This is a genomic window from Paenibacillus sp. XP01 (assembly GCF_057364885.1).
The window spans coordinates 5,792,656-5,817,567 of record NZ_CP139481.1; the positions used below are offsets into that span (position 1 = coordinate 5,792,656).

Genomic DNA, 24,912 nt, shown 5'->3' on the forward strand with positions numbered 1-24,912 from the left:
CATGTATCTTTACCCGAAAGGCTGGAAAAACTCCTTCGGAGCCGAGAAAAACGACTTTAGTCATATCTCCCGAGCAAACCGATCATCGTTTGGCGAGTAATCATAAACCTGTATTGCAAGCAGATCCTTCCGATCTGCATTCTCCCCGAACCAAAAAAGAGCCCCTCTGCAGAAAAAAGGGCTCTTTGCGTGAAAGATTATGCCTTCTCATCTGCCAAAATCGTGCTCTGCACCATTTTGTAGGAATTAGCACCTAACATCTATAAAGAATGACATCGTGTCACACCCCATAAATCGGTTGCCGGGCTTCATCGGGCCTGTCCCTCCGCCGCTCTCGATAAGAATATATGATTTTTAATCAGTATTGAATATAGGAACTCAGTATAATCCAAGTATTCCGGTTTGTCAAAGGTAAATATTACACCCTAATGGGTGCTGTTTTTGCGATTCAAGCCGTGCTCACGCCACAAGGCATTAATGTAGCCATAAGCCGTCTTGATGGTTTCGCACACCATGTCCGTTCCTTGCCTGAGCTCATGAAGATGCTGGTCCAGATCCTCCAGCTGCACTTTGCCCTGCAGCGTTTGATGCAGCTGCCACAGGTCATCTTGCATCTCCCAGTTCATGTAATGAATCTCCATGTTGCGTCGCTTGCGCAATCGGCTCATCGGTTCGCGGTATTTTTCTTTGATCCGGATCAGCGCTTCGGCCAAATCGGCATGAACTTTAGCATAGCCGAACTGCCTGAGTACTGTAAAGTAGGAAAAGTGGGCTTTGACCTTTGAGGTATTCAGGTCGAAAATTTCGTTGATGACCGTTCCGGTTTTGTCCAAAATGGCGAAACAGCGAATGAAGCCGTCCTTATAGAAATATACGTAGCGGGCATATTCCGCCTTTTCGGCAGCGGTCATGTCTTCCGTAGAACCGGCTTTCACCTTTTTCCGAAAATGGGAAGCCGCAAAACAGCTTTGCTCCAATTCATCCAGCGAGGATATCAAACCTTGGGTCCAAACATACAGTTTGCGGTAATCATGCGTCGGGTCCTGATTCAGGTCCAACTGTCGCTGCAGGAGCTCCAGCGTTTCCACCATCGCTTCGATCGCTTCTTCCAGAACGCCTTCATTCCGGCGCGGGGGTTCACCCAGTAGTGTTCGCAGCATGAGCATGCCTCCTCTTGTCCAATCTGTCTCAACCACCCAACTTAAGCATAACCCCAACCGGAGACCGAGTAAACGCACAGCGCTATTGCACCATAGCGTACCCGAATCCGGTGCGGATCAAACAAAATCCACCCGCATCCGTGACGATGCATCACGAGGGCAGGTGGACTTGGGAAAGCAGATCAGAACCGATTAACCGGTTTGTGCAGTTTGTATACCAGAAAACTCATGTACGTCAATATGCCGAACAGGATGGCAATATCAAGCATGTGCGACAAGGCAACAAACATGTACACTTCCGGACGATTCATCGTAAGCATCATCAGGAAACCGATAAACACTTGCAGCAACACCAGCACAACCGACACCACTCCCAGCGTTCTAAGCTCCTTATTATCCGGATGTTTGCGGTATGCATAGTGCCCCAGAATCGCAATCACAACGACGAGCGACACCGCTGCTAAACGGTGGATGAAGGCTACGGCAACGCCGCCGGACAGTTCAGGAACGATTTGCCCGTTACATAGAGGGAATCCAGAACAGCCGCCAGCCGAATCCGTATGGCTTACAAAAGCCCCCGTGTACACAACCAGGTACGTGTAAATGGTGGAGAACCACACGAGATTCCGGAAATTTTTGCTCACTCGCGGATATTTGTTCAAACGTTCCAGTCCGCCATGCTTGGCCTCTTGGCGAATGCCCAAAGCCATCATAAGCGAGCTGGCAAAGGCGATCAGCGCAAACCCGAAATGCAGCGCCATGACCGCCGATGACTGGGAAAAGACGACGGCGAATGCGCCCATGATCCCCTGTATGATGACAAATAACAATGTCAGCAATGAGAACAATTGCAGATCTCGGCGGGACTTGCCGAACCGTAAAAACGCAACGAACGAGGCAATGGACAACAGCCCTGCCAACGCACTGACGGCACGGTGGGAAAATTCGATCAAGGAGGCAACGGTATGGGCCGGAACCAGTTTGCCGTTGCATAGAGGCCATTCGGCGCCACAGCCGAGTCCGGACTCGGTCCGCGTAACGACGCCGCCACCAAACGTGGCCATGAACATGACAAGACAGGTTAATACGGTCAACCATTTAAACAAGGTTAAATGCTTCAATTTTTCTCACCTGCAGTTAAATTTTTAAATTGCGAAGGAATGACTCCCTTCATGAGGTTCGTTACTTTGACATTTATTTCACAACTAAATCCATTATAACGGATAAAAGAGTCATTGACGGCGCGGTTTGTGACAAAATGTTAACGTCTGGGTGAGATTTGGACAAGCGGATCACGTGCAAGCGGCCTTCTTTCAGCATTCCCTAAAAATGACAAAACAAAAGCGCCTCCCTCAGTTGGGAATGGCGCTTTCGACCAAAAGCTTATTTATGAATCGTGTTATACACTTCAACCGCACGTTGCAAAAACTGCTCGATCTCTTCTCTGGATTTGCGCAGTTTGTTCACGAAACGAACGAGTTCCCGGCCATCCGTGTAAGCGACGAAGCTCGGAATGCCCAAAATGTTCTGCTCTTCGCTTACCGTTCCGACCTGATCCACGTCTACCTCGACCAGAGTCAGTTCGTTTGCATATTTTTCCTCGACTTCCGGCATGAACGGGTCAATGAATTTGCAATCCCCGCACCAATCGGCCTTGAATACGGCAACGGTAAGCCGCGAAGACTGAATAGCTACGTCGAATTCCGGTTTGGACGTTATTTGTTGCATCACAGCATCTTCCTTTCTTTTTTAGCAGCATGTCTCTTCTTTATACACATAAGCATGTTGACGAGTGGAAGTCAACTCTTCGGCACATACTTAAGATAACCATCAGTAGAAAGGATAGTACGCCATGATGTTCCTTGGCACCGATTCTGCCCCGTTCGGAGCCATGCTTCAGTTCATGCGCTCCCTTCCGGAAGCGGCCCGCGAAGCATGGCGCGGCAAACAGGCCGCGTGGCATGCCTCCGCACGGCTCAGGCACCCTGCGCGTGACCTCGATTGGAACGAGGATACCGCGGCAGCGCTGCGTTCCGAGATTCGGCGTTTGCTGCCTGGCAAAACCGGGACAGACCATGCCGCAGCCCGCCTTGCCAGAAACGCTCCCCTATGCGAGGAGGATTGCATCATTCTCGAAGACGTCTCCCGTCAAACCCGGGAACACAACCGGAGCAACATTACGCGAACCGCCGCTTATCTCGCCTGCTACGAGGAATGCCCCGAATTGCACTGGGCGCTGCTTGCCCATATGGTGTCCCGAAATGGCGGCTACCACATGACCGACCTGCAAAGCGGACTCATGCGCAATTTGCAAGACGAAACCTCCCGGCAGCAGACGTACCGTTTGCTGGAGCGGTGCAATGCTCTTATTTTCCAGGACGCTTATCCGCAACTGTTGTTATATCAGCATAGCCGCCGCCTTGGACGAAGCTGCTTTCATTTATTGTCCCATTTTCACGTATCGGCGTTCATGACGCCTTTCTGGGAGCGCTTCTGGCTGGAGAAGTGCAGCTCGCTGCTCAGCACGGCATTAATTATTAATGAGCAAAACTATATTGAAGGCCGGGTCGTGCAGCACCCGTATTTCCACAAAAACGTAATCTCCAGCCCCTCCTTCCGATTGCACGACCTGGCAGGGCTGAACCAGATCGTATTTCCTCTCGGAAAGGGCTTGGGCATCGCTGGGCGAGTACTGGAGCGGTTCGACAAGCTGGATGAACGCATTGCATTTGGCAAAAGCCTGTATGCCATGCTATTTGGCATGGACCAGGTGCTGGACGGGGTATTGAAATTTGCACGAGCCGTGCCCCATCAAGGCTCTCGCGCCGAATATTGGCCAGGACTGTTCACCGCAGTTCAGCATGAATCGGGGAATAGCACCTCCCAACCATTCAGCGCTGAGCTGATGGACGAAGAGTGGCTTCCGGAAGGACAGCGCTTGTACAGCCCGAAACTGCTTGACGTCTGGCATGAGACGCCTTATGAACCCCTTCCGAGATACGATTGGCTGCAGAACGCCGACTGCCTCTCTCACATCAGCACGCCCAAGCGTCCTTGGATCTTCGAGATCAGTCACGAGCATCGATTCGGCATCCTGAAAACCGCGCTGGCCCACGATGCCCGGACAGTCCTGCACTAGGTTGGATGATCCTGGAGAATCCAGTGATCAACGCGAAGCGTATGCTTTCGATGGAGCTTTCTTACAGAAAGCTTTTAGCTCCGCTTTCCAGATTCTTTCTGACCCTTGCGTTTTTGAGCAAATTTCCAATTCGGCCTATATAGCCCAACGTTTCATCACAAATATTGAAAAAAGGTCCTGCCAGCTCTAGAGCGGACAGGACCTTCTTTTATTTTTATCTGAGAACGCCCATTCGCGTTCCAATCAACGATTCTCCCTTGCTTACCCACGTTGTGCCTGTCCCCGCTGGAACCGCATCAACGGACGCAATACTTTTTGCAAAATTCGCGGATAGCTGCCCAGTTCGTCCTTGCGTAGCACATTCATCACGACCAGCAGCAGCAGGTAAACCGCAACGACCAGAACGCCTACTACCATACACGTCAGCAGGAAGGAAATTCTCGCCGGCAGGAAAGCACCGAATACCTGATTGCCCGCCCAGTTCGCGCCGAATCCTACCGCCGCTGCGACCAAGACGGTAACGGCAAGGCCTGTCCAACGGTTGCCCATGATGGAGAAGGAAACGATTTTGCGCAGCACCCTGAGATTGAGGTACGTAATGACCAGGAAACAGAGTGCCGTGGCCATAATGATGCCGTAAATCCCCATCAGCGGGGCCAAAATCAAACTCGCCACAAACTTGACGATAATGCCTGCCGCCACGCTGATCATCGTAATGCGCGGCTTTCCTACGCCCAGCAGAATGGCATTCGTCGTCATCATCGTGATCTGGAAAATGGTCCCGATCGTCAATACCGCAATGATCGACGTGCCGCCCAGATCGCTGAACAGCAAACCGTTGATCGAATGCGCTGCTGCGCTCAGCGCAATGACGATCGGCAGGCCTGTCAGAATCGAAATGCGCAGGGCCAGCGTGATCTGGCTTTGCAGATGAACTTCATCCTTGCGGGCAAATGCCGCCGAAATGACCGGCACCAGCGACGTGCTGAGCGCAATGGCCAAAATCGGAGGAATTCCGGCAATGCTCTGGGCTTTCATACCAAGCACCGCCAGAACGGCCGTCGCTTCTTCCAGACCGATCCTTCCGCTCAGCAGCGGAACGACAAGAGAAGTGTCAATGAAGTTGATGGCTGGAACCGCCAAGGAAGAGAGCACGATCGGAATCGACAATTTGAATATGTCCCCATAGATTCCGCCCAGCGGCAGCTTTTCTGAACGCTCCTCGATGAGTGCTGCGGCGCTGTCCACGCGCCGCTGCTTGATGGTGAAGTACAGCATCACCGCAAACGCCCCGATGCTGCCGAATACGCCCCCGAACGATGCCCCGGCGGCCACCGTCTGGTCATCGTAATTCCATTGCAGCAGCACAAAGGCCACCAGTATCGCGGTACCCACGCGGGCGAACTGCTCCACAATTTGGGATATGCCTCCGGCCGTCATATTGCCACGGCCCTGGAAGTAACCGCGCATCATCGCGATGGCCGGGAAGAGCAGCAATGCAGGGGCCAGCGCGCGGATGGCGCTGACCGATCCCGGCACCTTGGAGATGTGCGTCGCGTAGAATGGCGCCGCAAACCACAGCAGGGTCGACATGATGACACCGGCTGCGGCCGCAAAGATCAGCGCCGCCCGGTAAATCTGCCGGGCCTCTCCGCCGCGGCCCAAGGCGTAACGTTCAGATACCATTTTGCTCAGTGTACTCGGTATGCCCGCCGTCGCCACCGTTAACAGCATTAAATAAACCGTATTGGAAATCGTGAACGATGCATTCCCGATATCGCCGAGAATGTGATCCAGCGGCACGCGCTGAGCCAATCCAAGCACCCTTGCAACGAGCGCCGCGGCCGCCAGGATGAGCGTTCCTTTGATAAAGCTTTCTTTCTTAGACAACCTGTTTCCCTTCTTTCCCCACATGGGCCGCACCCGCCTGGATCACCAAGCCCGAACGTCTATGCGAATCTCGCCACCCAAATAATGAACAGAACAATCATAACGATCTGCAAAATGATTTTCATCACCGTACTGGTGAACAGGCCAACGACCGAGCCGAAGCCGACCTTGGTCGCCTTGGAAGGCGAAGATCCGCCGATCAGCTCACCCAGAAACGCTCCGATAAACGGACCGAGCACCAGACCAAATGCCGGAATCACAAACGGGCCGATAATGACGCCGATTGTGCTGAGCGTGGTGGATAGCTTGGAGCCCCCGAACTTTTTGACCCCCCAGGCACTGACCACGTAATCCGCGACGAACAGCACCACGACGATCAGAATCTGGAAGATCCAGAACCATACCCCGAACGGATCAAAGCTGAAGAACCAGCCATAGACCAGAAACGCGAACAAAATGGCGATAGCTCCCGGAAGAACGGGGTAGACCGTTCCTGCCATTCCCACCGCGAACAGAAGCACGATCAAAATCCAGCCAACGGTTGCGAGCAAGGTTTATTCCCCCTTCAAAATATGATCGCGAATGACCTCAACGATGCCATCCTCATTGTTGCTCGCGACGATCAGATCCGCCGCTTCCTTCACCTGATCCTGGGCGTTGCCCATCGCTACGCCGAGCCCTGCCGCTTCGATCACGGCCAGATCGTTCAAGCTGTCGCCCACCGCTACGGCCTGGGACATGTCGAGTCCAAGCAGTTTGCATACTTCGGCCACGCCGCTTGCCTTTGTAATGCCGGCCGGGTTGACTTCAATATTGACGGGCGAGGAGTTGGTCATCTGCAAACCGCCCAGCTGCTGCAGTTCCATCATAATTTGATGGCGAATCTCGTCGACCTCGGTGTTAAACCCGAATTTCAGCCACTGGGTTCCTTCGATATCCTGGGTCCAGCGGTCGCGGTTGAAAAGCTCTTCCACGGAGTATGCCCAATACCAAGTATTGTACTTCTCTCCGATCTCCCACATCTTGCGAATCAGCACAGGGTCCATCAGATGGCGAATATGCAGGTCATGCGGCGCTTTCCATACTTCGCTGCCGTTTACCGTGATCATCGGGGTTTCCAATCCGAGCTGCACGGCATAAGGCATAGCGTGAAAGACGGCTCTTCCCGTGGACAGGCAGACGTGTACGCCGCGGCGGATGGCAATCTGGATCCATTTGGCTGTTTCTTGTGAAATTTCATGGTTGTCGTTCAGCAGCGTTCCGTCCATGTCGAGCGCAAGCAATTTGTATTTCGGTTCTCCCATGTTGTACTCCTCCTTGGTTCTCTCTCTGATGTTTTTATGATGCGAAATCGGATCTCACAAAAAGACCGTCCGGCTGCCGCAAATGCGCGGGCGCTTCGGACGTCATGGCTAACGACATTTTACCACAGATGATCAACCTGCAACAAAGGAAGCTGCATCCTTTATTGCTCATGAAAAAAGACCGCCTGCAATGCAGGCGGCCTTATGCGCTTATTGTGCTGCGGACTTGCGGCGAGCATAGCGAAAAACGATGCCGTGCCTCGGCGACAGCAGGAAAGCCAGCACAAACAATATGCCTGCGGCAGCCACCATGCATCCGGCAATGGAAGCATCCCATACGAACGCCATCACATATCCTCCGATGGAGGCAGCGGCCCCGATGACGACGCTGTACGCGATCATTCGACCCAGTCGGTCTGTCAGCAGATAAGCCGTGGCTGCAGGCACGATGAGCATACCGACGACGAGAATGGAACCGACGCTGTCAAAGGAGGCCACCGACGCCATGGACACAAGTCCCATGAGTACGTAATGGAACAGGGCTACCGGAATGCCGCAGGCGGCGGCAAGGGCCGGATCGAACGCGCACAGCTTGAACTGTTTGTAGAACAGGCCCAGCACGGCCAGAATGACCAGCAGCGTAATGCCGAGCATCCACACCGCCCGTGGTCCGACATTCATGCCCCAGAGCGTCAGTGTATCCCACTGAACATAAGCAATCTCCCCGAATAGTACATGATCGAGATCAAAATCGATGTTTTGCGCATTTTGACTGATTAGAATCACACCTACCGCGAACAGGGCCGTGAACACAATCCCTATGGATGCATCCGAGGAGAGTCCTCCGGATTGCAGCGTCTGGATGAGAAACACCGTAATCAAGCCAAATGCCGTCGCCCCCAGCAGCATCCAGAGCGAATCCCGTGAGCCGCTCCACAGATAGGCAACCGCGATGCCGGGCAATACCGCATGGCTGATGGCATCGCCCACCATCGTCATCTTCCGCAGAATCAGAAAACATCCGAGAATGGCACAAGCGGAGGAGACGAGCATGGCCGTTAAAATAATCCAAAACGTGGACATTACAATTCACCTCGTTCCTGCTGCGCGCGCTGCACGGGCAGCCCGGATAAGGCCATGCGTTCCTCCCGCAAATAGGCCGATCTCGCCTGCGCGCTCCGCAGTCGTCTGGCCAGCAGCCCGCGCCGCGGAGCCAGTAATGCAGATCCGGCAAAAATGACCGTTGCCGCGAGCACCGTCACAGGCCCTGTCGGCAGATTCGGCACCATCGTGCTGAACAACGTTCCCGCCGCGCCGCTCAGAGCGCCGAACAGACCCGCCAGCAGCACCATCAGTGCCAGTGAATCGGTCCAGCAGCGTGCAGCCGCAGCCGGCGTGACCAGCAAAGCCGCAACCAGCACCACGCCGACGGCCTGAATCCCTGCTACGACAGCAATAACGGTAAGCAGCAGAATCAGGTGCTCCAGCATGCCTACGGGCAAACCCATCCCCCGTGCAAATCCCGGATCAAAGCTCACCAGCTTGAATTCCTTGAACCAAGCCACACTGGCAAGGAGCAGGATCAGGCATACGCCGCCCATGACGTATACATCGGTCTGCACCATGGATGCCGCCTGCCCGAACAAATATTTGTCGAGTCCGCTCTGGCTGCCGCTTGCTCCATGCTGGATTCGCGTCAACATGACGATGCCGATGCCGAAAAAGACCGACAGCACGATGCCCATCGCCGTTTCCTGCTTAATGCGTGAATAGCGCGTAATGCACGTGATGCCAAAGGTAGCCATAATGCCCGCAACGAGGGCACCGACGAGAAACAGGCCAACCGACTTCGTTTCCGCAAGCATGAACGCTATGCATATGCCGGGCAGTGCCGCATGGGCCAGCGTATCGCCCATCAAACTTTGACGACGCAAAAACGTAAACGAACCGATAATGCCGCTGCTGAATCCAAGCAGCATACACCCGAGCAGGATCCATCTCGTGTTGGGATCGGTCAGAATCGTCATGATCCAGTTTCCCATCATTTACACCTGACCCTTCTCCGAGCGGCTGCCAATCATGGCAATCCGGCCGCCGTAGGTTTCCTGCAGCATATCCGGCACAAATACCTCGCTGGTAGGGCCTCCTGCCACCAACCGGCCATTCAGCAGCAGCACATGATCGAAATATTCCTCCACCGTGGCCAGGTCATGATGAACGACAAGCACCGTTTTCCCTTGCCGCTTCAGCTGTTCCAGCAATGAAATAATCGCTTTCTCGGTCGTGGCGTCCACGCCGGCAAACGGCTCATCCATGAAGTACAGGTCAGCGTCCTGCACCAGGGCGCGAGCCAGAAATACTCTCTGCTGCTGCCCCCCGGACAACTGGCTGATCTGACGGTGCATGAAATCGCCCATGCCTACCTGTTCCAGACAATGTGCGGCGAGATCGCGCTCTTTTTTACCGGGACGGCGGAACCAGCCCAGATGGCCGTATCTTCCCATCATAACCACATCCAGCGCATGGGTCGGAAAATCCCAATCCACGGATTCGCGCTGGGGCACGTATCCGATGCGACGGCGCTGCTCCCGGTATGACTGGCCGAATATTCGCACCTCTCCGTTCATTTTCGGGATCAGCCCAAGCACGGCTTTGATCAAGGTCGACTTGCCCGCCCCGTTCGGACCGAGAATGCCGATGAGCTGACCTTCCGGAATATCGAAGGATACGCCGCTGAGCACAGGCTTTTTATGGTAAGCCACCGCCAAATCGCGAACGCTCAGGGGTGACGCCGCTTCCAAACTGCCAAGACCTTGGCCCGGATGATCTTCTTTGCCTGCATAGGTTAATGACGTTGAATCTCTCATGCTGCCCACTCCTCTCATTGTTTTCCTTCATGTGGTTAACGGCTATTTCAACGCCTCGGAAATCGTATCGGCATTATGGCGAATCATTCCGATGTATGTTCCTTCCTCCGTGCCCTCGGCGCCCATGGCGTCGGAGAACAGTTCTCCGCCGATGTTTACCGTATGTCCTTTTTCTGCCGCTCCCGCAATGATGGCTTCCATCGCTTTCGCCGGAACACTCGACTCCACAAAGACGGCTTTGATGTTATTTTCCACCAGGTAGTCCCTCAATTCGCTGACGTCCTTGGCCCCGTACTCGGCCGCCGTGCTGATGCCCTGCAATCCCATCACCTTCATGCCATAGGCTTGGCCGAAGTATCCGAAAGCATCATGTGCCGTAACAAGCACGCGGCTTGGCTCAGGTATTTCCGCGATTTTCTCCCTCACCTCGTTATCAAGCTTCTCCAACTCCGCCAAATATGCCGCCGTCTGTTCCTTGTACTGTTCTGCATGATCCGGATCTGCTTCGGTCAGCGTATCCCGCACGGCTTCCACCACCACCATCCAGTGTTTGACGTTGAACCAGACATGCGGATCATACTCCGTATCCATCTCTTCGCCCGAACGCAGCTCCTTCGGAGGAATGCTCTCCGCGACGGCGGCGACTTTTTTGCCGGCAGACATTTTTTCAAAAATTTCGGACATTTTGCCTTCCAGATGAAGCCCGTTGTATAGAATAACGTCAGCCTCTTCCAGCTTGCGGATATCTCCCTGCGAGGCTTTGTATAAATGGGGGTCGACTCCCGGTCCCATCAGTCCGGTGACTTCCACATACGATCCGCCGACTTCACGGGCGATATCCGCGATCATGCCGGTCGTTGCCGTCACTTTCATTTTCCCCTCGCCGCCTGCCTCCGTGCCATTCGAACATGCCGTCAATACGACAACCAGCAGCAATGCTGCCGTCATAACCCCTCTGTGAATACTCCTCATCTTGACCATTAACAACGTGAACTCTCCTTTCCCTCTCCTAAAATAATTGTGACGAGTTAATTTTGTTGTACAAGGTATTAAAATTTAAACATAACTAAAAAAGTTTCCCTTGTGCAAATTTTAAGCGATGCCAAACAAAAAGGCAAGGGATATTTTCCCTTGCCTTTCCTATACAAACTTATGTTTGCCCGAGCATTCCCGGCGCTTTCCTTTGTATTATCGATATATCTGTGTCCGTGTCTGAAACCGTTCATGCAAAAGGAATCCGAAGCGATGGGTGATCCGGCAAAATGGCTGAAATCAACGCTTTCACCGCTGGATGATCGCTAAGAAACACGGATTCCGGTTCGTCGCTGTAATGCACGATCCTGCCTTGCTCCATAACGGCAATCCGGTCACAGATCGACATGGCCGCCTGGATATCGTGCGTTATGAACAAATACGATAATCCATGCTTCGCCTTTAACTCGGCCAGCAAATCCAAAATGTGCACCTGATGCACCCGATCCAAGCTGCTAACGCATTCATCAAGCACTATCAGTTTGGGCTTAAGGGCAATCGCCCGCGCAATATTGACGCGCTGCAGCTGCCCGCCGCTGAATTGTTCCGGCCGCTTGGCTCCATCTTCCGCGCGAAGACCCACTTGTTCGAGCAATTCCCCGATGCGGTGCTCCATCTCCGCCGGAGATAGACGCTCATAATTCCGAAGCGGCTCGCCGATGATCTGCGCCGCCGTCATCATCGGGTTTACAGCCGAGTAACAATCCTGGAACACAACCTGCAGATCGCGCCTTACGCTTTTGGGCATGCCTCCGTTTGCCTCATAAAGATGGCATCCTTCAAACCGTACCTGTCCTTTGCTGGGCCTTTGCAGTCCAAGGATGATTTTTCCAAGCGTACTCTTTCCTGCCCCGCTCCCCCCCAGCAATCCCAGACAACAACCCTTCTCAAGCTCGATCGAGATGTCTTCAAGAACGGGAGGGCGCGTATCTGTACGATTCCACCAGCTTTTTTTCCCATAACTATGGCTTACGCCGAGCACCTGAAGCACATTAAGCATCCTTTCTTGCACGGAGACGAGCTTGAAGCAGCATCCGAGTATACTCGTGCTGCGGCCGATCGAACAATTCATGCACGCCGGCCTGCTCTACGACCTCTCCCTTTTTCATAACGGCGACCTCATCCGCGAGTTGGCAGATCACGCCCAAATCGTGAGAAATCAACAAAATGGACGTCCCCTTCTCCCTGCGAAGCCGTTCCAATTCCCGGAGCACTTGAAGCTGATTGACGACATCGAGCGCCGTGGTCGGCTCGTCCGCAATGAGCAAGGAAGGCTGCAAACACATGGAAATGGCGATCATGACCCGCTGCAGCATGCCTCCGCTCAATTGATGAGGATAACATTGCATGATTCTGCCCGGGTCAGGAAGGTTCATGTCTGCAAGGGCAGCCACTGCCTGTTCTTTGGCTTGAGATTTCGATATCTTCGAGTGGGTGCGCAGCGTTTCAATAAATTGGGACCCGATCGTATATACGGGCGTAAAAGCATTCATCGGATTTTGCATGATAAACCCGATGTCCTTGCCTCGAATACGCCGCATATCTTCGGCTCGCAGTGCAGACAACTCACGACCGTTTAACCGCACGCTTCCCTCTACCCGCATGTTTTGCGGGTTCAACAACCGGAGGATGGCGTGGCACGTCATCGATTTTCCGCTGCCGCTCTCCCCGACGAGTCCCAACACTTGCCCTTTCCCAAGCGTCAAATCCAGCGGCTTTAACAGCGGAACGGTTTCTTTTCCAATATGCAGTTCGACTTGCAGCCCCCGGACCTCAAGCACGTTGGGATGATGCACTGTATCGTTCCCCCTGTCCAAATCTGTGTAGAACAACTAACGTTTCGCAATGCCGTAACGCTCCGACAGAGCCTCCCCCAGCACGTTAAACGTGATTACAACCACCAGGATCAGCACACCCGGGTAAATCATCAGCTCCGGATGGCTGCGGATGTAACTGGTTCCCTCATGAATCATGGCTCCCCATTCCGCATTCGGCGGCTGTATGCCCAAGCCCAGAAACGAAAGCGCGGAGATGTCCATGATCGCCCAGCCCATTTCCAGGGTGCCCATAACGACGATGGGACGCTGCACGTTGGGAATGATATGTCTGCGAATAATGCTCCATGAGGACGAGCCGCTGATGCGTGCCGCCGCAATAAAATTTCGCTCTTTCAGCGTAACGACCATGTTCCTGCAGATTCGTGCATAATATACCCACTGCACCATCATGAGCGCCAGCAGCACCTGCATCAAACCTGGCCCGAAAATGCCCACAATGCCAAGCACAAGCACCAGATTCGGGAAGGCCATGATGCCTTCGCAGAAGCGCATGAGCACACTGTCCAGCCAACCGCCGACATAACCGGAGATGGAACCGATGATCACGCCCAGAAACAACGACGACAAAAAGATGAGGATGGCAAATCCAAGCGATACTCTGGCTCCATAGATCAGACGGGACAGATTGTCGCGCCCCAAATGGTCGGTTCCCAGCCAATGCTCTGCCGACGGCCCTTTCAGTTTGTCCAGCAGATCCACCTTTACAGGATCATGCGGGGCAATCCAAGGAGCCAGCAGCGTAACGATAAAGAAAATCATAAGCACCAGAGAACACATCATGATTGTTCTTCGGCCTTTTAACGCCGCACGCCATTTATTCATCAATGCTCTGCCCGTCCTTTCGCCGAAATCCGCGGGTCCATATACATCTGTATCAGATCGACGAGCAGATTGCATACGATGAACAAACAAGCCGCCAAAAATACATAACATTGGATCACAGGAATATCGCGGTTAAAAATGGCCTCCACGAAGTAGCGCCCGAACCCGGGCCATGAAAAGACCTGCTCCACAATGATCGTGCCTGTAAGCAATTTCCCCAGGTTCATGCCCATCCCTGTAATCAATGGCGCTATCGCGATTTTAAGCACATGCTTCATCATGATGGCACTTTCCCGAATTCCCCTTGTTCGCGCATATCGCACATAGGTTTCCTGCAATTGTTCCAGTACGCTGGAACGAAGCAGCCGCGTATACACGGCGATCAGGACCAGCGACAGCGTTATCGTCGGGAGCACCAGGTTCTCCCAGGTCCCCCGACCTTCCACAGGAAGCAAATCAAGCTTGACCGAGAAAAAGAAGATTAACAGATATCCCAGCCAAAACTGGGGAATGGATGCCCCGAAATAGGAGATGGCCCTGCTCAACATGTCAACCCAGCTGTTTTTGTATACTGCGGCGAAAACCCCGAGCGGAATGCTGACCAGCGCGGAAAACAACATGCTCCAACATGCAAGCTCCGCAGTCGCCGGAAGCCTCGTTTTAACCTCATTCCATACGGGTTGATTCGTGAGGTAGGAGGTACCGAAGTCCAGCCGGGCCATTCGCTTTAACGTATTCAGATATTGGTTGAACAGCGGTTGGTCCAAGCCAAATTCATGCCGCTTCTGTTCCAGCAGCTCGGGCGTCGGATAGATGTGTGCCGCGGTCAAATAGGCCTCTGCCGGATCAACCGGCGAAATATGAATCAATGCAAAGGTTACGAGCGTTGCCATGAATACGATCGGAATGATCGCAAGCATTCGTTTACCGACATAGCCGATCACTCTTTTTTCCTCCTTGGATCAAACTGCCTCATGCCATAGTTCGGCTGAATTATGGAGTGACGGTTTCCATCCCGGCAAACGGGTTTTCGTCACGATTCGCCGGAAATACGAAACGGGTAATTTTTTTCTGGTAAACGGCCGTCTTCTTGATATACGAAATTGGTACGATCGCGGACTGCTCCTGCAATGTTTGCAGAATGGAGCCGTACAGCTCCTGGCGCTTCGTCTCGTCGGTCGAAGACAATACCTCCCGGATCATGCCGTCCAATTCTTTTTTCATCGGGATTGCGCTTAACGTTTCCGAAATGCCGAAGCCGGGATTCGCGACAACGTTAACGAACGAATGCGGGTCATATGGAGCGCCGTAGTTGTACCAGAAATACAGATCGAAATCGTTCGCTTTCAGGCGCTTGATTTGTACCGTCAGCTCCAGGCCTGTGAGGTTGACCTTTACGCCAAGCTGGCTCCATTCGGCCTGAATCGTTTCGGCCATCGCCTTCTGGATCGGGTCCGTCTTGTCAAAGATCATCTCGAATTCGAGCGGCTGACCGTCTTTTTCCCGCACTGTGCCGCCTGACGGCAATGTCCAGCCCGCTTCGTCCAGCAATGCCATCGATTTATGCACATTGTATTGAATCGGCTCCAGATCGACGTTGGTATACGGATAGTTTTTGGACAACACCGAGTCGGCCGGTTCTTCCAGCCCTGACGTAATGCCTTCTACCATCGCCTGTTTGTTAAAACCCTGTTGTAACGCCATGCGTACCCGAACGTCGGCCAGCTTTGGATTGGAGGAATTCAGGAGCAAACTCCGCGTTCCCACCGGATCGGATAATTGAGTCGTGTACGCTTCGTTCTCGCGAAGCTGTTTGAACGCATCGAGACTGATGACGCCTTCACCGTAAATCAGGTCCAAATCTCCCTTTTCAAAGGCAGCCACGCGCGTTTCTGCATCGGGGATAATTTTCACGGTAACTTCATCGATGGCCGGCGCGGTTCCCCAATAATTCGGGTTGCGTTTGAACACGGCATACTCGTCCTGTTTATATTCAGCCAGCATCCATGGACCTGTTCCGACAGGCTCCTTTATGCCCTCCGACGTGTCTCCGTTATCGGGAAAGCCTGCCTCGCCAAGGAAGCGAAACGGACGGACGACAGACAAATCCTGAAGTACCGGATAATACGGCTCGGTGAGCGTCAGGCGAAACGTGTGGTCATCCACCGCTTCCGTCTTGGCGATGACATTAACCACGCCCAGCCAGCTGTGGGTGTCTTTATGTTTCATCACCGCATCAAAATTCTTTTTGACGATCCCAGCGTTAAAATCCGTTCCATCCGAGAACTTTACGCCTTGGCGAAGCTTGAACGTGTATGTTTTCCCATCATCCGAGATGGTCCATGATTCGGCCAAAGCCGGCTCCAGCTTTCCGTTCTCTTGGTAACTCACCAGCGGCTCGTACAGCATGGATTGGGCAAACAATTGCGAAGGGTTATACGTGTGAGGATTCATCGTGCCGATATCGCGAGGCCAGGACATCGTGATCGATTTGGCCTGGGATGATCCGTTTGAGGATGTGTTCGAAGAATCCGCGCCGTTCTCTGTATTGCTGCAGCCAACGACAACAAAGAGAAGCAAGAGCGTGGTCGCCAGCAGCAGGGCCGCGGTTTTACGATGATGTGTGAACATGGATGCAGTACCCCTTTTCAGTATTATGCAAAATATGATAATGATTATCATAATCATGGATTAAGAATAGGGACGAGCGCCGATTTTGTCAATATAAATTAAATGAAATGCACCTCCGGAACATATAGACAAAAAAAATATGCCCGTACAGAGCCGCTTGCACTCAGCAAGCTCTCTTACAGGCATATCCATTAACTCATGCTATTGGTCGCTGTTATTCTCCTTTTTTTTGTTCTTCGGCGTACCGTCGAGGCCATAGACCTCGTCATAAGCTTCAAAAATTTTACGGGCAATCGGAGATGCGCTAACCGATCCGAACCCGCCTTCAGGAACGACTACAGCTACGGCCAGTTTCGGGTTTTGCCTTGGTGCAAAAGCAATAAATACGCCGTTTTCTTTCTTGTTTGGCCCGCTGCCCTGCTGTGATGTGCCTGTCTTACGCGCAAAATCGTAAGGAAATCCGTCAAACGTGCTGAGCTTGGTCGCCATGCCGCGATGAATCTCGTCCCAATAGGCATCGGGGAACTCGACTTCGTTGAGCACCTTCGGTTTGATCTTGCGAACCACGTTGCCGTCGGCATCGCGAATTTCCTTCACCAGATGCGGCTCCATCCGTTTGCCCTTGGTCGCAATGGTAGTCACGTATTGGGCTAATTGCAGCGTCGTATATTTCGCCTGTTGGCCGAAGGAAGCAAACGCCAATTTGGTCAAGCCGGATTCAGAGGACTCATTGTATTCCAGTCGGCCCAAAAACTCACCAGGCAGATCCACTCCCGTAGATACGCCCAGCCCGAATTGCTTCATATATTCGTCCCATTTGTCGACGCCTTTGTCACCTCCATACTTCGCATACAAGCGTTTACCCACCATATCGATCATGAAGGCGTTGGAAGATTTCTGAATGGCCTGTCTGGCGTTGATGTGGCCGTTGTAAGCGGCGCCTGCGTTCTGGATGCGTCTTCCATCCTTGCCCAAGGTGGTGTACCCTAGATCGGGATACGTCTCTCCCGCTGTAAAAAGCCCTTCCTTCAGACCAATCAGCACGCTGAGCGGCTTGATGACCGACCCCAACAACACAACAGATTCGGCTCGCTTGCGCGAATCGTCGGGCGGGAAGGAAGCAATCGTCCCGTTCCGGTACACGTATTTGATTTTGTCGTAATCCCATTCGGCATTTGGATCGTAATCCGGCATGCTGGCCATCGCCACCACGTTGCCAGTATCGATTTCCATGGCCACCGCATAACCGGTTACGGCATTAGGCAGCTTGCGCAGTTCATCCGTAATAGCCTGCTGCGCCGCCATTTGAATGTCTTTGTGGATGGTGGAAATAAGGCTGTATCCCTTTTCGGGAGGCGTCTGCACGATGTTACCCTCCGGCAAGTTGCGCGAGTTAATGTCGATGGACTGGTATCCACTGCGCCCGCGCAGTTCTTCCTGGTATTGATATTCCAGCCCGTCCGCACCGACCATTTCTTCCTGGGCGTAACGTAGGCCCGGATCACGCTGGTCGACTCCGCTGCTGGCGATTTCCTGATACTTTTTGAGAGATCCCAGCCCCTTGTACTCCCGCGTATACCCGATGACTTGAACGGCCACTCCATCCGGGTCGTATCTGCGCACATTTTCCTCAAGCACCATCACGCCGGGATGCTGGGCCTTGTTTTCCATGAAATATGCGATTTCCTTGGTGTTCAGATCAGATTTGACCAAACGCGGCGTGTACCCGTGCGTCTTCTGGTAATCCAGATCAAGGCGTTTGATGATTTCTTCCGCGTCCGGCTGCTCTTTATCCCCTGGATTAAACTGCTTGAATATGCCGGCGAGATCTTCTGCGAGCTTCTGTGCCTCTTCCTGTCTCGCCCCATTGCTGTAATCTTCGTAAAGCATCACGTATAACGACTGCACGGGCTCGGAATAAGCAAGCGCGATCTTGCCCGTTGCGTCATAAATGGGGCCGCGTACAGGCGCCAGCGGAACGTCTTTCGTATTTCGGCTGGTCTCCATGTACGTCAGCTCCGGCCCTTCGACAAATTGAATGTAAGCCAGCCTGAATATGAGAACGCTGAAGATGACAAAGGCCACGAAAAAAAATGTATTCATCCTTAAGCTTGAAGGCCTATTGATCTGTCCATCCTCTTGAGATGTCTTTTTCTTTCCCCAAAGCTTGAACATGCTGTGTACCTCACCCATTCCCTGTCCAAAATAGTCTATACTTCATAAAACTCCCCCAGTGAAAGCACAACTCTGGATATTAACAGTCTACCAAAGCCACACTCCCATGTCGCCCAAATTTTGGTTACACTTTCGTCATCTGGAGGTTGGCATGGTATACATAAATAACGTGAAAAGGCCATTGCACGTTACCGGCATTTTTCCTCAAATACTAAAAAGGCCTTCTTCTTCGGATCTCTTCCCAATCCATACTCCGTACGACCTAAAAAAGACGACCTCCCTCCAGATCCATCCGAAGGGAAATCGCCTTGGTACTTATTCATTCAGTTGACTCATTGTTGCGTGTCAGCATTTTCCGTTTTGTCTTTTTTGGGAACGCCATCCAAACCATACTCTTCGTCATACGCGTCGAAAATCGCGCGCGCAACCGGCGCGGCACTCGTCGAACCGAATCCCCCTTCCGGGATGACTACAGCTACCGCCAGTTTCGGGTTGTTGCGCGGAGCATATGCGATAAATACCCCGTTATCGACATTTTTTCCCCCAACAACTTGTGTCGAGGTCCCCGTCTTCCTAGCAAAGTCATATGGGAAACCACTAAATGAAGAAACCTCGGTGGCCATCCCGCGCTGCACTTCGTCCCAATACGAGGAGTCGAAATCAACCTTGTCCAACACCTTCGGTTTGATCTTTTCTACAACGTTCCCCTCGGAATCGCGAATTTCGCTGACCAGATGCGGCTCCATCCGTTTTCCGCGGTTTGCCAGCATCGTTACGTATTGCGCAAGCTGCATCGTCGTATATTTCCCCTGTTGTCCAAAGGAACCATACACCAGCTTCGTCAATGAACTTTCCGTCTTGCTCGTGTATTCGCGATAGCCTAAATATTCATTTGGAAGATCGACGCCGGTAGAAACGCCCAGACCAAACTGTTTCATATATTTATCCCAAACATCGATTCCTTTTGCTCCGTAACTGTCATACAATTTTTTCCCGATTTCATCAATCATGAACGGATTTGAGGAATGACGAATGGCGTCGCGTGGACGGAGCGGTCCGTATACGTGTCCGCCCGCATTCTGTACCCTGCGATTGTCTCCGCCAAACGTGGTGTATCCTTTATCGCTATAAACGGTATTGGCCGTAAAAAATCCTTCTTTGAACCCGATCAGCACACTGAGCGGTTTGATGGTTGAACCGAGCAACACGACGGATTCGGCACGCTTGCCGCTGTCATCCGGCGGAAACCCTCGAATCGTGCCGTTCTGATAAATATACTTGATATCATCATACTGTTGATTGGTGATGCTTCCCGTTCTCCAAATGTTGGTATCGTAGTCCGGCATGCTCGCCATGGCAACCACTTTGCCCGTGTCGACTTCCATCGCAACGGCAAAGCCGGTTTTGGCATTTTGGTGATACTTGCCGGACACCAGATTGGTATGCAGCCATCTCAACTGATCCGTGATCGCCTGCTCTGTTTTGACCTGAATGTTTTTGTTGATGGTGGTGATCAGGTCATATCCTTTCTCGGGAGGGGTCGAACCAGCTACGCCTTCCGGAAGGTTGCGCAGGTCTACGTCCACCGAGTTATACCCGCTTTTGCCGCGCAGAATGTCCTGATACTGGAGCTCAAGTCCGTCAAAACCAACGAACTCGTTCTCGGTATACACGAGTCCAGGGTCGGTTTGCGTTTTATTTTTCGCATCGATCTCTTTGTACTTGTCCAGCGTTTTGGAACTTTTGAACTTCTTGAGATACCCGATCGTCTGTACGGCGACCGTGTCCGGATCGTAGTAACGAACGCTTTCCTCCACGATCTGGATACCTTTGAACTCATCCTTGTGCTGGAGGAAATACGCTACTTCCTCGTCCGAAAGATCGCTCTTGATCAAACGCGGCATGAACCCGTTTGCTTTGCGCGAATTCAGGTCCATCTCTTCGATGATTTCGTCGACGGACAATGAGGGCGATTCCTTTTTCTTATACTGCTCGAATACGTCATGCAGCCGCGTCGCCATGTCCTGAATTTCGGCGATATATGGACTCGGCTCGCCGTTCACGTCTCCATAATTTTTGTACAAGGTCAGGTAAAGTGATTGAATCGGCTTGGAGTATGCCAATTTCACTTCGCCCGTCGCATCGTAAATCGTGCCCCTGACCGGAGCCAGCGGAACATCCTTCGTTATGTTGCTCGCTTCCTCCTGGCTTAATTCGGGGCCTTCCACGAACTGCAAATAGGCCAATCGTACGATGATTACGCTAAAAATAATAAAGGAAGCAAAGAAAAACACGTTCATCCGGTAACTGAAACGCCGTTTGTCCGTAAGCTCTTCCTTCTCTTTGGAACGATTGTTCATCCGTTTTACCTCTTTCATGACTTGATGCTTTCCGCTCTGGCTTTGAGGTGATTATGAGTATAGGCAATGTCCTACAACATCCGTCCTACGCCCATTTGATTTCATATCCTTTTTATGCTGTCTCATCCTTCAGATGGGTATCTGAGAAATTCGGCGGATTGAACCAGTCCCCACTGACTGCCCATGTCGAATCAAGCGGAATCCAGCTCTTCGAATCGCTCAAATAGATTTCATTCCAAGCATGAGGCCCATAACCGCCCTGTCCGTTATATCCCAAGCCGGTTACCACCTTGACGTCCAGTCCTTGGGACCGTGCCATGACCGCATATAACCTCGCATAATCGATACACACGCCTTTCCGCGTGTCGAATGTGTCCTGCGGCGTCTGCTCATGCCAAATGCCTCGCTGTTCGTAATCTTCAACCTTGCCATAGTCATATTGAATGCGTGATCCAACCCAGTCATAAAGCGCCCTTGCTTTCGCTTCTTCGGTGGATTTGCCCTTCACGATCTCGGCTGCGGCCGCTTCGATATCCGTTGGGATGTTATGATCAATGACCTCATATTTGCGCTGCAGAATGCCGCTAAGCTCCTTCTGTACCGCTTGGGTAAACACCGGAAGCTGATCCTTGATCAGGTTGCCCGACAAAGGTTCAATGACCGACTTGGCGCCTTGCATGTAGATCGGCGACGCCTCAACGTACCTGCTGAACAGGCTTCCCGGATACAAACTCACGATCATGAACAGCACAGCAATAACGATCATGCCGCGTGCCGAACCGATGACCGTGCCGATCAGCGCGCCGGTAAATCGGCTGACGATCCCTTTCGGCCTGTTCCCGGGCTCGGCGTGATGATGCCTTACGTTAAAGAACATCATCGAGAACCATCCCAACAACATTCGAATGATCCCGTAACTCAATACGAACAGGACGGCAAACCTCATTAGCGGAAAATCCGCCACTGCCGTGACAAGGGTATAATACACCTGCTCCATGCGGCTTAACTCACGGCCCGGCATCGCCTGTGCATGATCGGACAGCCATTGCTGCACATAGGGTGCAAGCCATACCGTCAAACCTATGGATAACAAAATGCCTACCACGGTCATAATCCCATCCAGCAGAAAGGAAAACAGCCTCCCTGCCGAACGAGAAGCTCCCCTGGACCACCCTTGCAGCAAAGACGCCGCAACAATCAACAACAACAGAATCGTGATGCCGTTGAATTCCTTCAGGCTGTCCAGCCAACTTTGAAACACGTTGTCCATTCCTCCTTTTGCCTAAGAAGCCGGGGCTCCCACGTTCCCTTCCGCCTGTTTGATGAACGTCCGGATCGTGTCATTGTCCAGCTTCCATTCGCCGAGCGAAATGCCGCGAAACGTGACGTCCACTTTGTCCGAGCCAGCGGTTCCCTGAATCTCCACATTAGGACTCTTGATCGTAAACGCCCCGCCTTCGCCACGGCTGTAGGTTGCCTTGGAAGCCTCCTTAAGCATGATGCTCGTCGCTTCCTTCTTCAACGTATCCATTGTGCTGCTCTGCACGTCAGATACCGTCTGCTTGATCTGATCGAGGGAGATGCCGCTGTATATCACCAGAGCCGCAACGATGATAATGGCAATCGCCCATTTCAAAACCGTTCGGAGCACATTCATAACAAAAACCAGAATGATCAGCGCAATGACGATCACAAGCCAGTTCTGCATAACAAACTCTTTCCAAACTTCTATGTTCATGATTACACCTTCCGAATTAGAGTCGAGAAATGAATCTTCCCGAATATTATACATGATTTCCGGAGCCGCTGTCAGCTAAGCCCCATTCCCGTAAAAATAAGCGGTATAAGTTCGTCCCAATGCACGTACAAGTAGTACTACGGTTTTGCATGATCGGCATGGCCCGTCTGCAATCTTCCACATTTCAACGGCATCGCTTAACAAGGAGGGGCTTTTGTGAAAACGGCCATTTGGCTCTATCTGTTTTTGTTTCTCGCTGTCTTTGACCTGCACGCTCAATATCCCATACTGACGCCGTTCGCCATCTCGCTCGGTGCCGCCCCTACCTTCATTGGATGGATGATGGGCATTTACTCCCTGACGCATCTGCCTGGCAACCTGATTGCCGGTACGCAGATCGACAAACACGGCAGCCGCCGCTACATCGTATTCAGCCTGCTTGGCGCCGGGATCATTTTGCTGTTACAGGCATACGTCCAAACACCATGGCAGCTCTTGGCCCTGCGAGCCATCAGCGGCTTTGTGCTTGCCTTCTTGTCTCCGGCTTGCCTTGCTCTTCTGGCCCAGCTCTCCCGCGATCCCGTTACTCAAGGCAAATATATGTCCGGACACGGGGTTGTGCATACATTGGCTTCGGTCGTCTCTCCCGCGGCAGGCGCACTGATTGTGGCAAGCATCGGATTCTCGGCCACCTTCTCCAGCCTGGGTTACCTGCTCATTCTGACAGGCGTCATCGCTTTTTTGTCCATGCCCAAGGGATTGGTAGATGCAGCCAACGAAACAGAAAAAATTAAAGAAACCGTCCCGCCGAGCCCGTCCTCCGTCACTAAAGGGAGCAGCTCCGAAAAAGCGGCATTCATGCCTGTCTCATGGCGTTATTTCGCCCTTCCGCTGTTCATTGCTTGTGCCCAAGGCATCTTATTTTTTGAATTGCCGCTGCGCAATGGCGGCACAACATCCATCATGTCCACAGGGCTTATGTTTTCCATCATCAGTCTGGGCGCGCTCCTTACGCTGAGCATGCTGTTTCTCAACCGGTATTCCCCGAAGCTCCGCTTGACGTTGGGCGTGCTGCTGATGTCCCTGTGCTTCTTTGCTATGGCTGCATTTCCGGCGTGGCCTCTGCCCGGCATTCTGTTCGTGCTCGGATTGGCCAAAGGAATTACTTTTCCAGCCATGGCAACGCTGTTCATTCGTTTAAGCGGGGGCAGCAAGCTGGGCCGCATCTTCTCGTTACAATCCATCTTCACCTCAATCGGTTCGTTTATCGGACCCATCGCGGCCGGACAGCTTCGGATCGGGGTCTCTCCTTATTTCATTGCATTTCTATTGTTGATGTTAGGCATACTGCTGCTTCCCTATTTCAGATCGCGACATGAAGCGTCATCATCCCGTTCAGACCCGCATAGCATATTAAGCTGATTTCCCCGGTTTTCTGCCAACGAATCGGCTTCTTTTTTCCTTTTGACAGCACCCGAGCCGGTTCCGAGGTTTTCTTTGCATTATTCACCCGTTTACAGCTACACTATAGGTATTCCCGGTCGATTTCCGCTGTAACATTTCCCGGGTAATGTCGATACAAGCACTCGTTCAAGGGGTGAATAGGATGCCAATTCATGTCATTGTGGAAGGAAAGAATGACCGCAGTAAACTGAAACGCCTCGTTTCTCCCGAAATCAACATCTTATGCACGTTCGGAACATTGAATACCGTCAAACTTGAGGCCCTTCGCAAACAGGTCGGATATGACGAAGTGTACCTGTTTGTGGATAACGACAGCTCCGGCAAAAAAATCCGGGGTGTGCTGCGGGACGCTTTTCCCGACGCCGTCCAAATCTATACCCGGCGCGGCTATGCGGGCGTCGAAGGCACTCCGGACGAATACATCATCGCCCAACTCGAAAAGGCAGGTTTGGAGGAATATATCCAATATCCCGAACTGCCTTCGCTTTAATG

Annotated in this window: 22 protein-coding genes and 1 riboswitch; of the genes, 3 read left to right on the forward strand and 19 right to left on the reverse strand. The window is 52.5% G+C overall.

Features of this window, described 5'->3' with window-relative positions; translation table 11 throughout:
• Positions 1-204: 204 nt before the first annotated feature.
• Positions 205-344, reverse strand: a riboswitch (SAM riboswitch).
• 81 nt (positions 345-425) lie between these two features.
• The 3 genes from SNR34_RS26005 to SNR34_RS26015 all read right to left on the reverse strand — a co-directional run bounded on the left by SNR34_RS26005 (position 426) and on the right by SNR34_RS26015 (position 2,888).
• Positions 426-1,160 (reverse strand): Cthe_2314 family HEPN domain-containing protein, encoded by a 735-nt coding sequence (locus tag SNR34_RS26005; protein WP_236414675.1) that lies wholly within the window; start codon positions 1,158-1,160, stop codon positions 426-428.
• Positions 1,161-1,342: 182 nt separating this feature from the next.
• Complete coding sequence (locus tag SNR34_RS26010; protein ID WP_486180520.1) at positions 1,343-2,266, reverse strand: COX15/CtaA family protein; 924 nt, start codon at positions 2,264-2,266, stop codon at positions 1,343-1,345.
• Between the two features lie 277 nt (positions 2,267-2,543).
• A complete protein-coding gene (locus SNR34_RS26015) occupies positions 2,544-2,888 on the reverse strand; it encodes a thioredoxin family protein (protein WP_236414676.1) in 345 nt (114 codons plus the stop codon).
• 124 nt (positions 2,889-3,012) lie between these two features.
• Between SNR34_RS26015 and SNR34_RS26020 the strand changes: the two genes are divergently transcribed.
• Positions 3,013-4,299 carry a DUF2515 family protein gene (locus tag SNR34_RS26020; RefSeq protein ID WP_486180521.1) on the forward strand — a complete coding sequence of 429 codons (1,287 nt, stop codon included), beginning with the start codon at positions 3,013-3,015 and terminating at the stop codon, positions 4,297-4,299.
• 261 nt (positions 4,300-4,560) lie between these two features.
• Here the strand turns inward: SNR34_RS26020 and SNR34_RS26025 are convergent, their stop codons facing one another.
• From SNR34_RS26025 to SNR34_RS26100, 16 genes are all read right to left on the reverse strand, one after another.
• Positions 4,561-6,189: a putative polysaccharide biosynthesis protein gene (locus tag SNR34_RS26025; protein ID WP_236414678.1), complete on the reverse strand. Its 1,629-nt coding sequence runs from the start codon at positions 6,187-6,189 to the stop codon at positions 4,561-4,563.
• 59 nt (positions 6,190-6,248) lie between these two features.
• Positions 6,249-6,689 carry a DUF456 domain-containing protein gene (locus tag SNR34_RS26030; RefSeq protein ID WP_236414870.1) on the reverse strand — a complete coding sequence of 147 codons (441 nt, stop codon included), beginning with the start codon at positions 6,687-6,689 and terminating at the stop codon, positions 6,249-6,251.
• A 54-nt stretch (positions 6,690-6,743) separates the two neighbouring features.
• The gene (locus SNR34_RS26035) at positions 6,744-7,493 is read right to left on the reverse strand and encodes a Cof-type HAD-IIB family hydrolase (protein ID WP_236414679.1); all 750 of its coding nucleotides are present in this window, start codon (positions 7,491-7,493) and stop codon (positions 6,744-6,746) included.
• Positions 7,494-7,703: 210 nt separating this feature from the next.
• A complete protein-coding gene (locus SNR34_RS26040; protein ID WP_339274527.1) occupies positions 7,704-8,576 on the reverse strand; it encodes a metal ABC transporter permease in 873 nt (290 codons plus the stop codon).
• Positions 8,576-9,535, reverse strand: coding sequence for a metal ABC transporter permease (locus SNR34_RS26045; RefSeq protein WP_236414872.1), 960 nt, complete (start codon positions 9,533-9,535; stop codon positions 8,576-8,578). Before SNR34_RS26045 ends, SNR34_RS26040 begins: the two co-directional genes overlap by 1 nt.
• Positions 9,536-9,538: 3 nt before the next feature.
• Positions 9,539-10,360 carry a metal ABC transporter ATP-binding protein gene (locus SNR34_RS26050; protein WP_486180522.1) on the reverse strand — a complete coding sequence of 274 codons (822 nt, stop codon included), beginning with the start codon at positions 10,358-10,360 and terminating at the stop codon, positions 9,539-9,541.
• A 42-nt stretch (positions 10,361-10,402) separates the two neighbouring features.
• Positions 10,403-11,341 (reverse strand): metal ABC transporter solute-binding protein, Zn/Mn family, encoded by a 939-nt coding sequence (locus SNR34_RS26055; RefSeq protein ID WP_486182516.1) that lies wholly within the window; start codon positions 11,339-11,341, stop codon positions 10,403-10,405.
• Between the two features lie 241 nt (positions 11,342-11,582).
• Positions 11,583-12,383, reverse strand: a complete 801-nt coding sequence (gene nikE / locus SNR34_RS26060) for a nickel import ATP-binding protein NikE (RefSeq protein ID WP_486182517.1) — start codon at positions 12,381-12,383, stop codon at positions 11,583-11,585.
• Position 12,384: 1 nt separating this feature from the next.
• Positions 12,385-13,188: a nickel import ATP-binding protein NikD gene (nikD, locus tag SNR34_RS26065; protein WP_486180523.1), complete on the reverse strand. Its 804-nt coding sequence runs from the start codon at positions 13,186-13,188 to the stop codon at positions 12,385-12,387.
• Positions 13,189-13,224: 36 nt separating this feature from the next.
• Complete coding sequence (nikC, locus tag SNR34_RS26070; protein ID WP_486180524.1) at positions 13,225-14,055, reverse strand: nickel ABC transporter permease subunit NikC; 831 nt, start codon at positions 14,053-14,055, stop codon at positions 13,225-13,227.
• On the reverse strand, positions 14,052-14,996 hold the full coding sequence (nikB, locus tag SNR34_RS26075) for a nickel ABC transporter permease subunit NikB (protein ID WP_236414687.1): 945 nt from the start codon (positions 14,994-14,996) through the stop codon (positions 14,052-14,054). The genes nikC and nikB overlap by 4 nt, the downstream gene beginning before the upstream one ends.
• A 49-nt stretch (positions 14,997-15,045) precedes the next feature.
• Complete coding sequence (gene nikA / locus SNR34_RS26080; RefSeq protein WP_486180525.1) at positions 15,046-16,683, reverse strand: nickel ABC transporter substrate-binding protein; 1,638 nt, start codon at positions 16,681-16,683, stop codon at positions 15,046-15,048.
• A gap of 201 nt (positions 16,684-16,884) precedes the next feature.
• Positions 16,885-18,786, reverse strand: coding sequence for a peptidoglycan D,D-transpeptidase FtsI family protein (locus SNR34_RS26085; RefSeq protein WP_486180526.1), 1,902 nt, complete (start codon positions 18,784-18,786; stop codon positions 16,885-16,887).
• A 404-nt stretch (positions 18,787-19,190) separates the two neighbouring features.
• Entirely contained in the window at positions 19,191-21,236 is a 2,046-nt protein-coding gene (locus SNR34_RS26090; protein ID WP_486180527.1) for a peptidoglycan D,D-transpeptidase FtsI family protein, read from the reverse strand.
• Positions 21,237-21,330: 94 nt separating this feature from the next.
• Positions 21,331-22,488: a transglutaminase domain-containing protein gene (locus tag SNR34_RS26095; protein WP_438286869.1), complete on the reverse strand. Its 1,158-nt coding sequence runs from the start codon at positions 22,486-22,488 to the stop codon at positions 21,331-21,333.
• 12 nt (positions 22,489-22,500) lie between these two features.
• Positions 22,501-22,956: an ATPase gene (locus tag SNR34_RS26100; RefSeq protein WP_339274539.1), complete on the reverse strand. Its 456-nt coding sequence runs from the start codon at positions 22,954-22,956 to the stop codon at positions 22,501-22,503.
• Between the two features lie 216 nt (positions 22,957-23,172).
• Between SNR34_RS26100 and SNR34_RS26105 the strand changes: the two genes are divergently transcribed.
• Entirely contained in the window at positions 23,173-24,378 is a 1,206-nt protein-coding gene (locus tag SNR34_RS26105) for an MFS transporter (protein ID WP_236414703.1), read from the forward strand.
• Positions 24,379-24,562: 184 nt separating this feature from the next.
• On the forward strand, positions 24,563-24,910 hold the full coding sequence (locus SNR34_RS26110; protein ID WP_236414705.1) for a toprim domain-containing protein: 348 nt from the start codon (positions 24,563-24,565) through the stop codon (positions 24,908-24,910).
• Positions 24,911-24,912 lie beyond the last annotated feature (2 nt).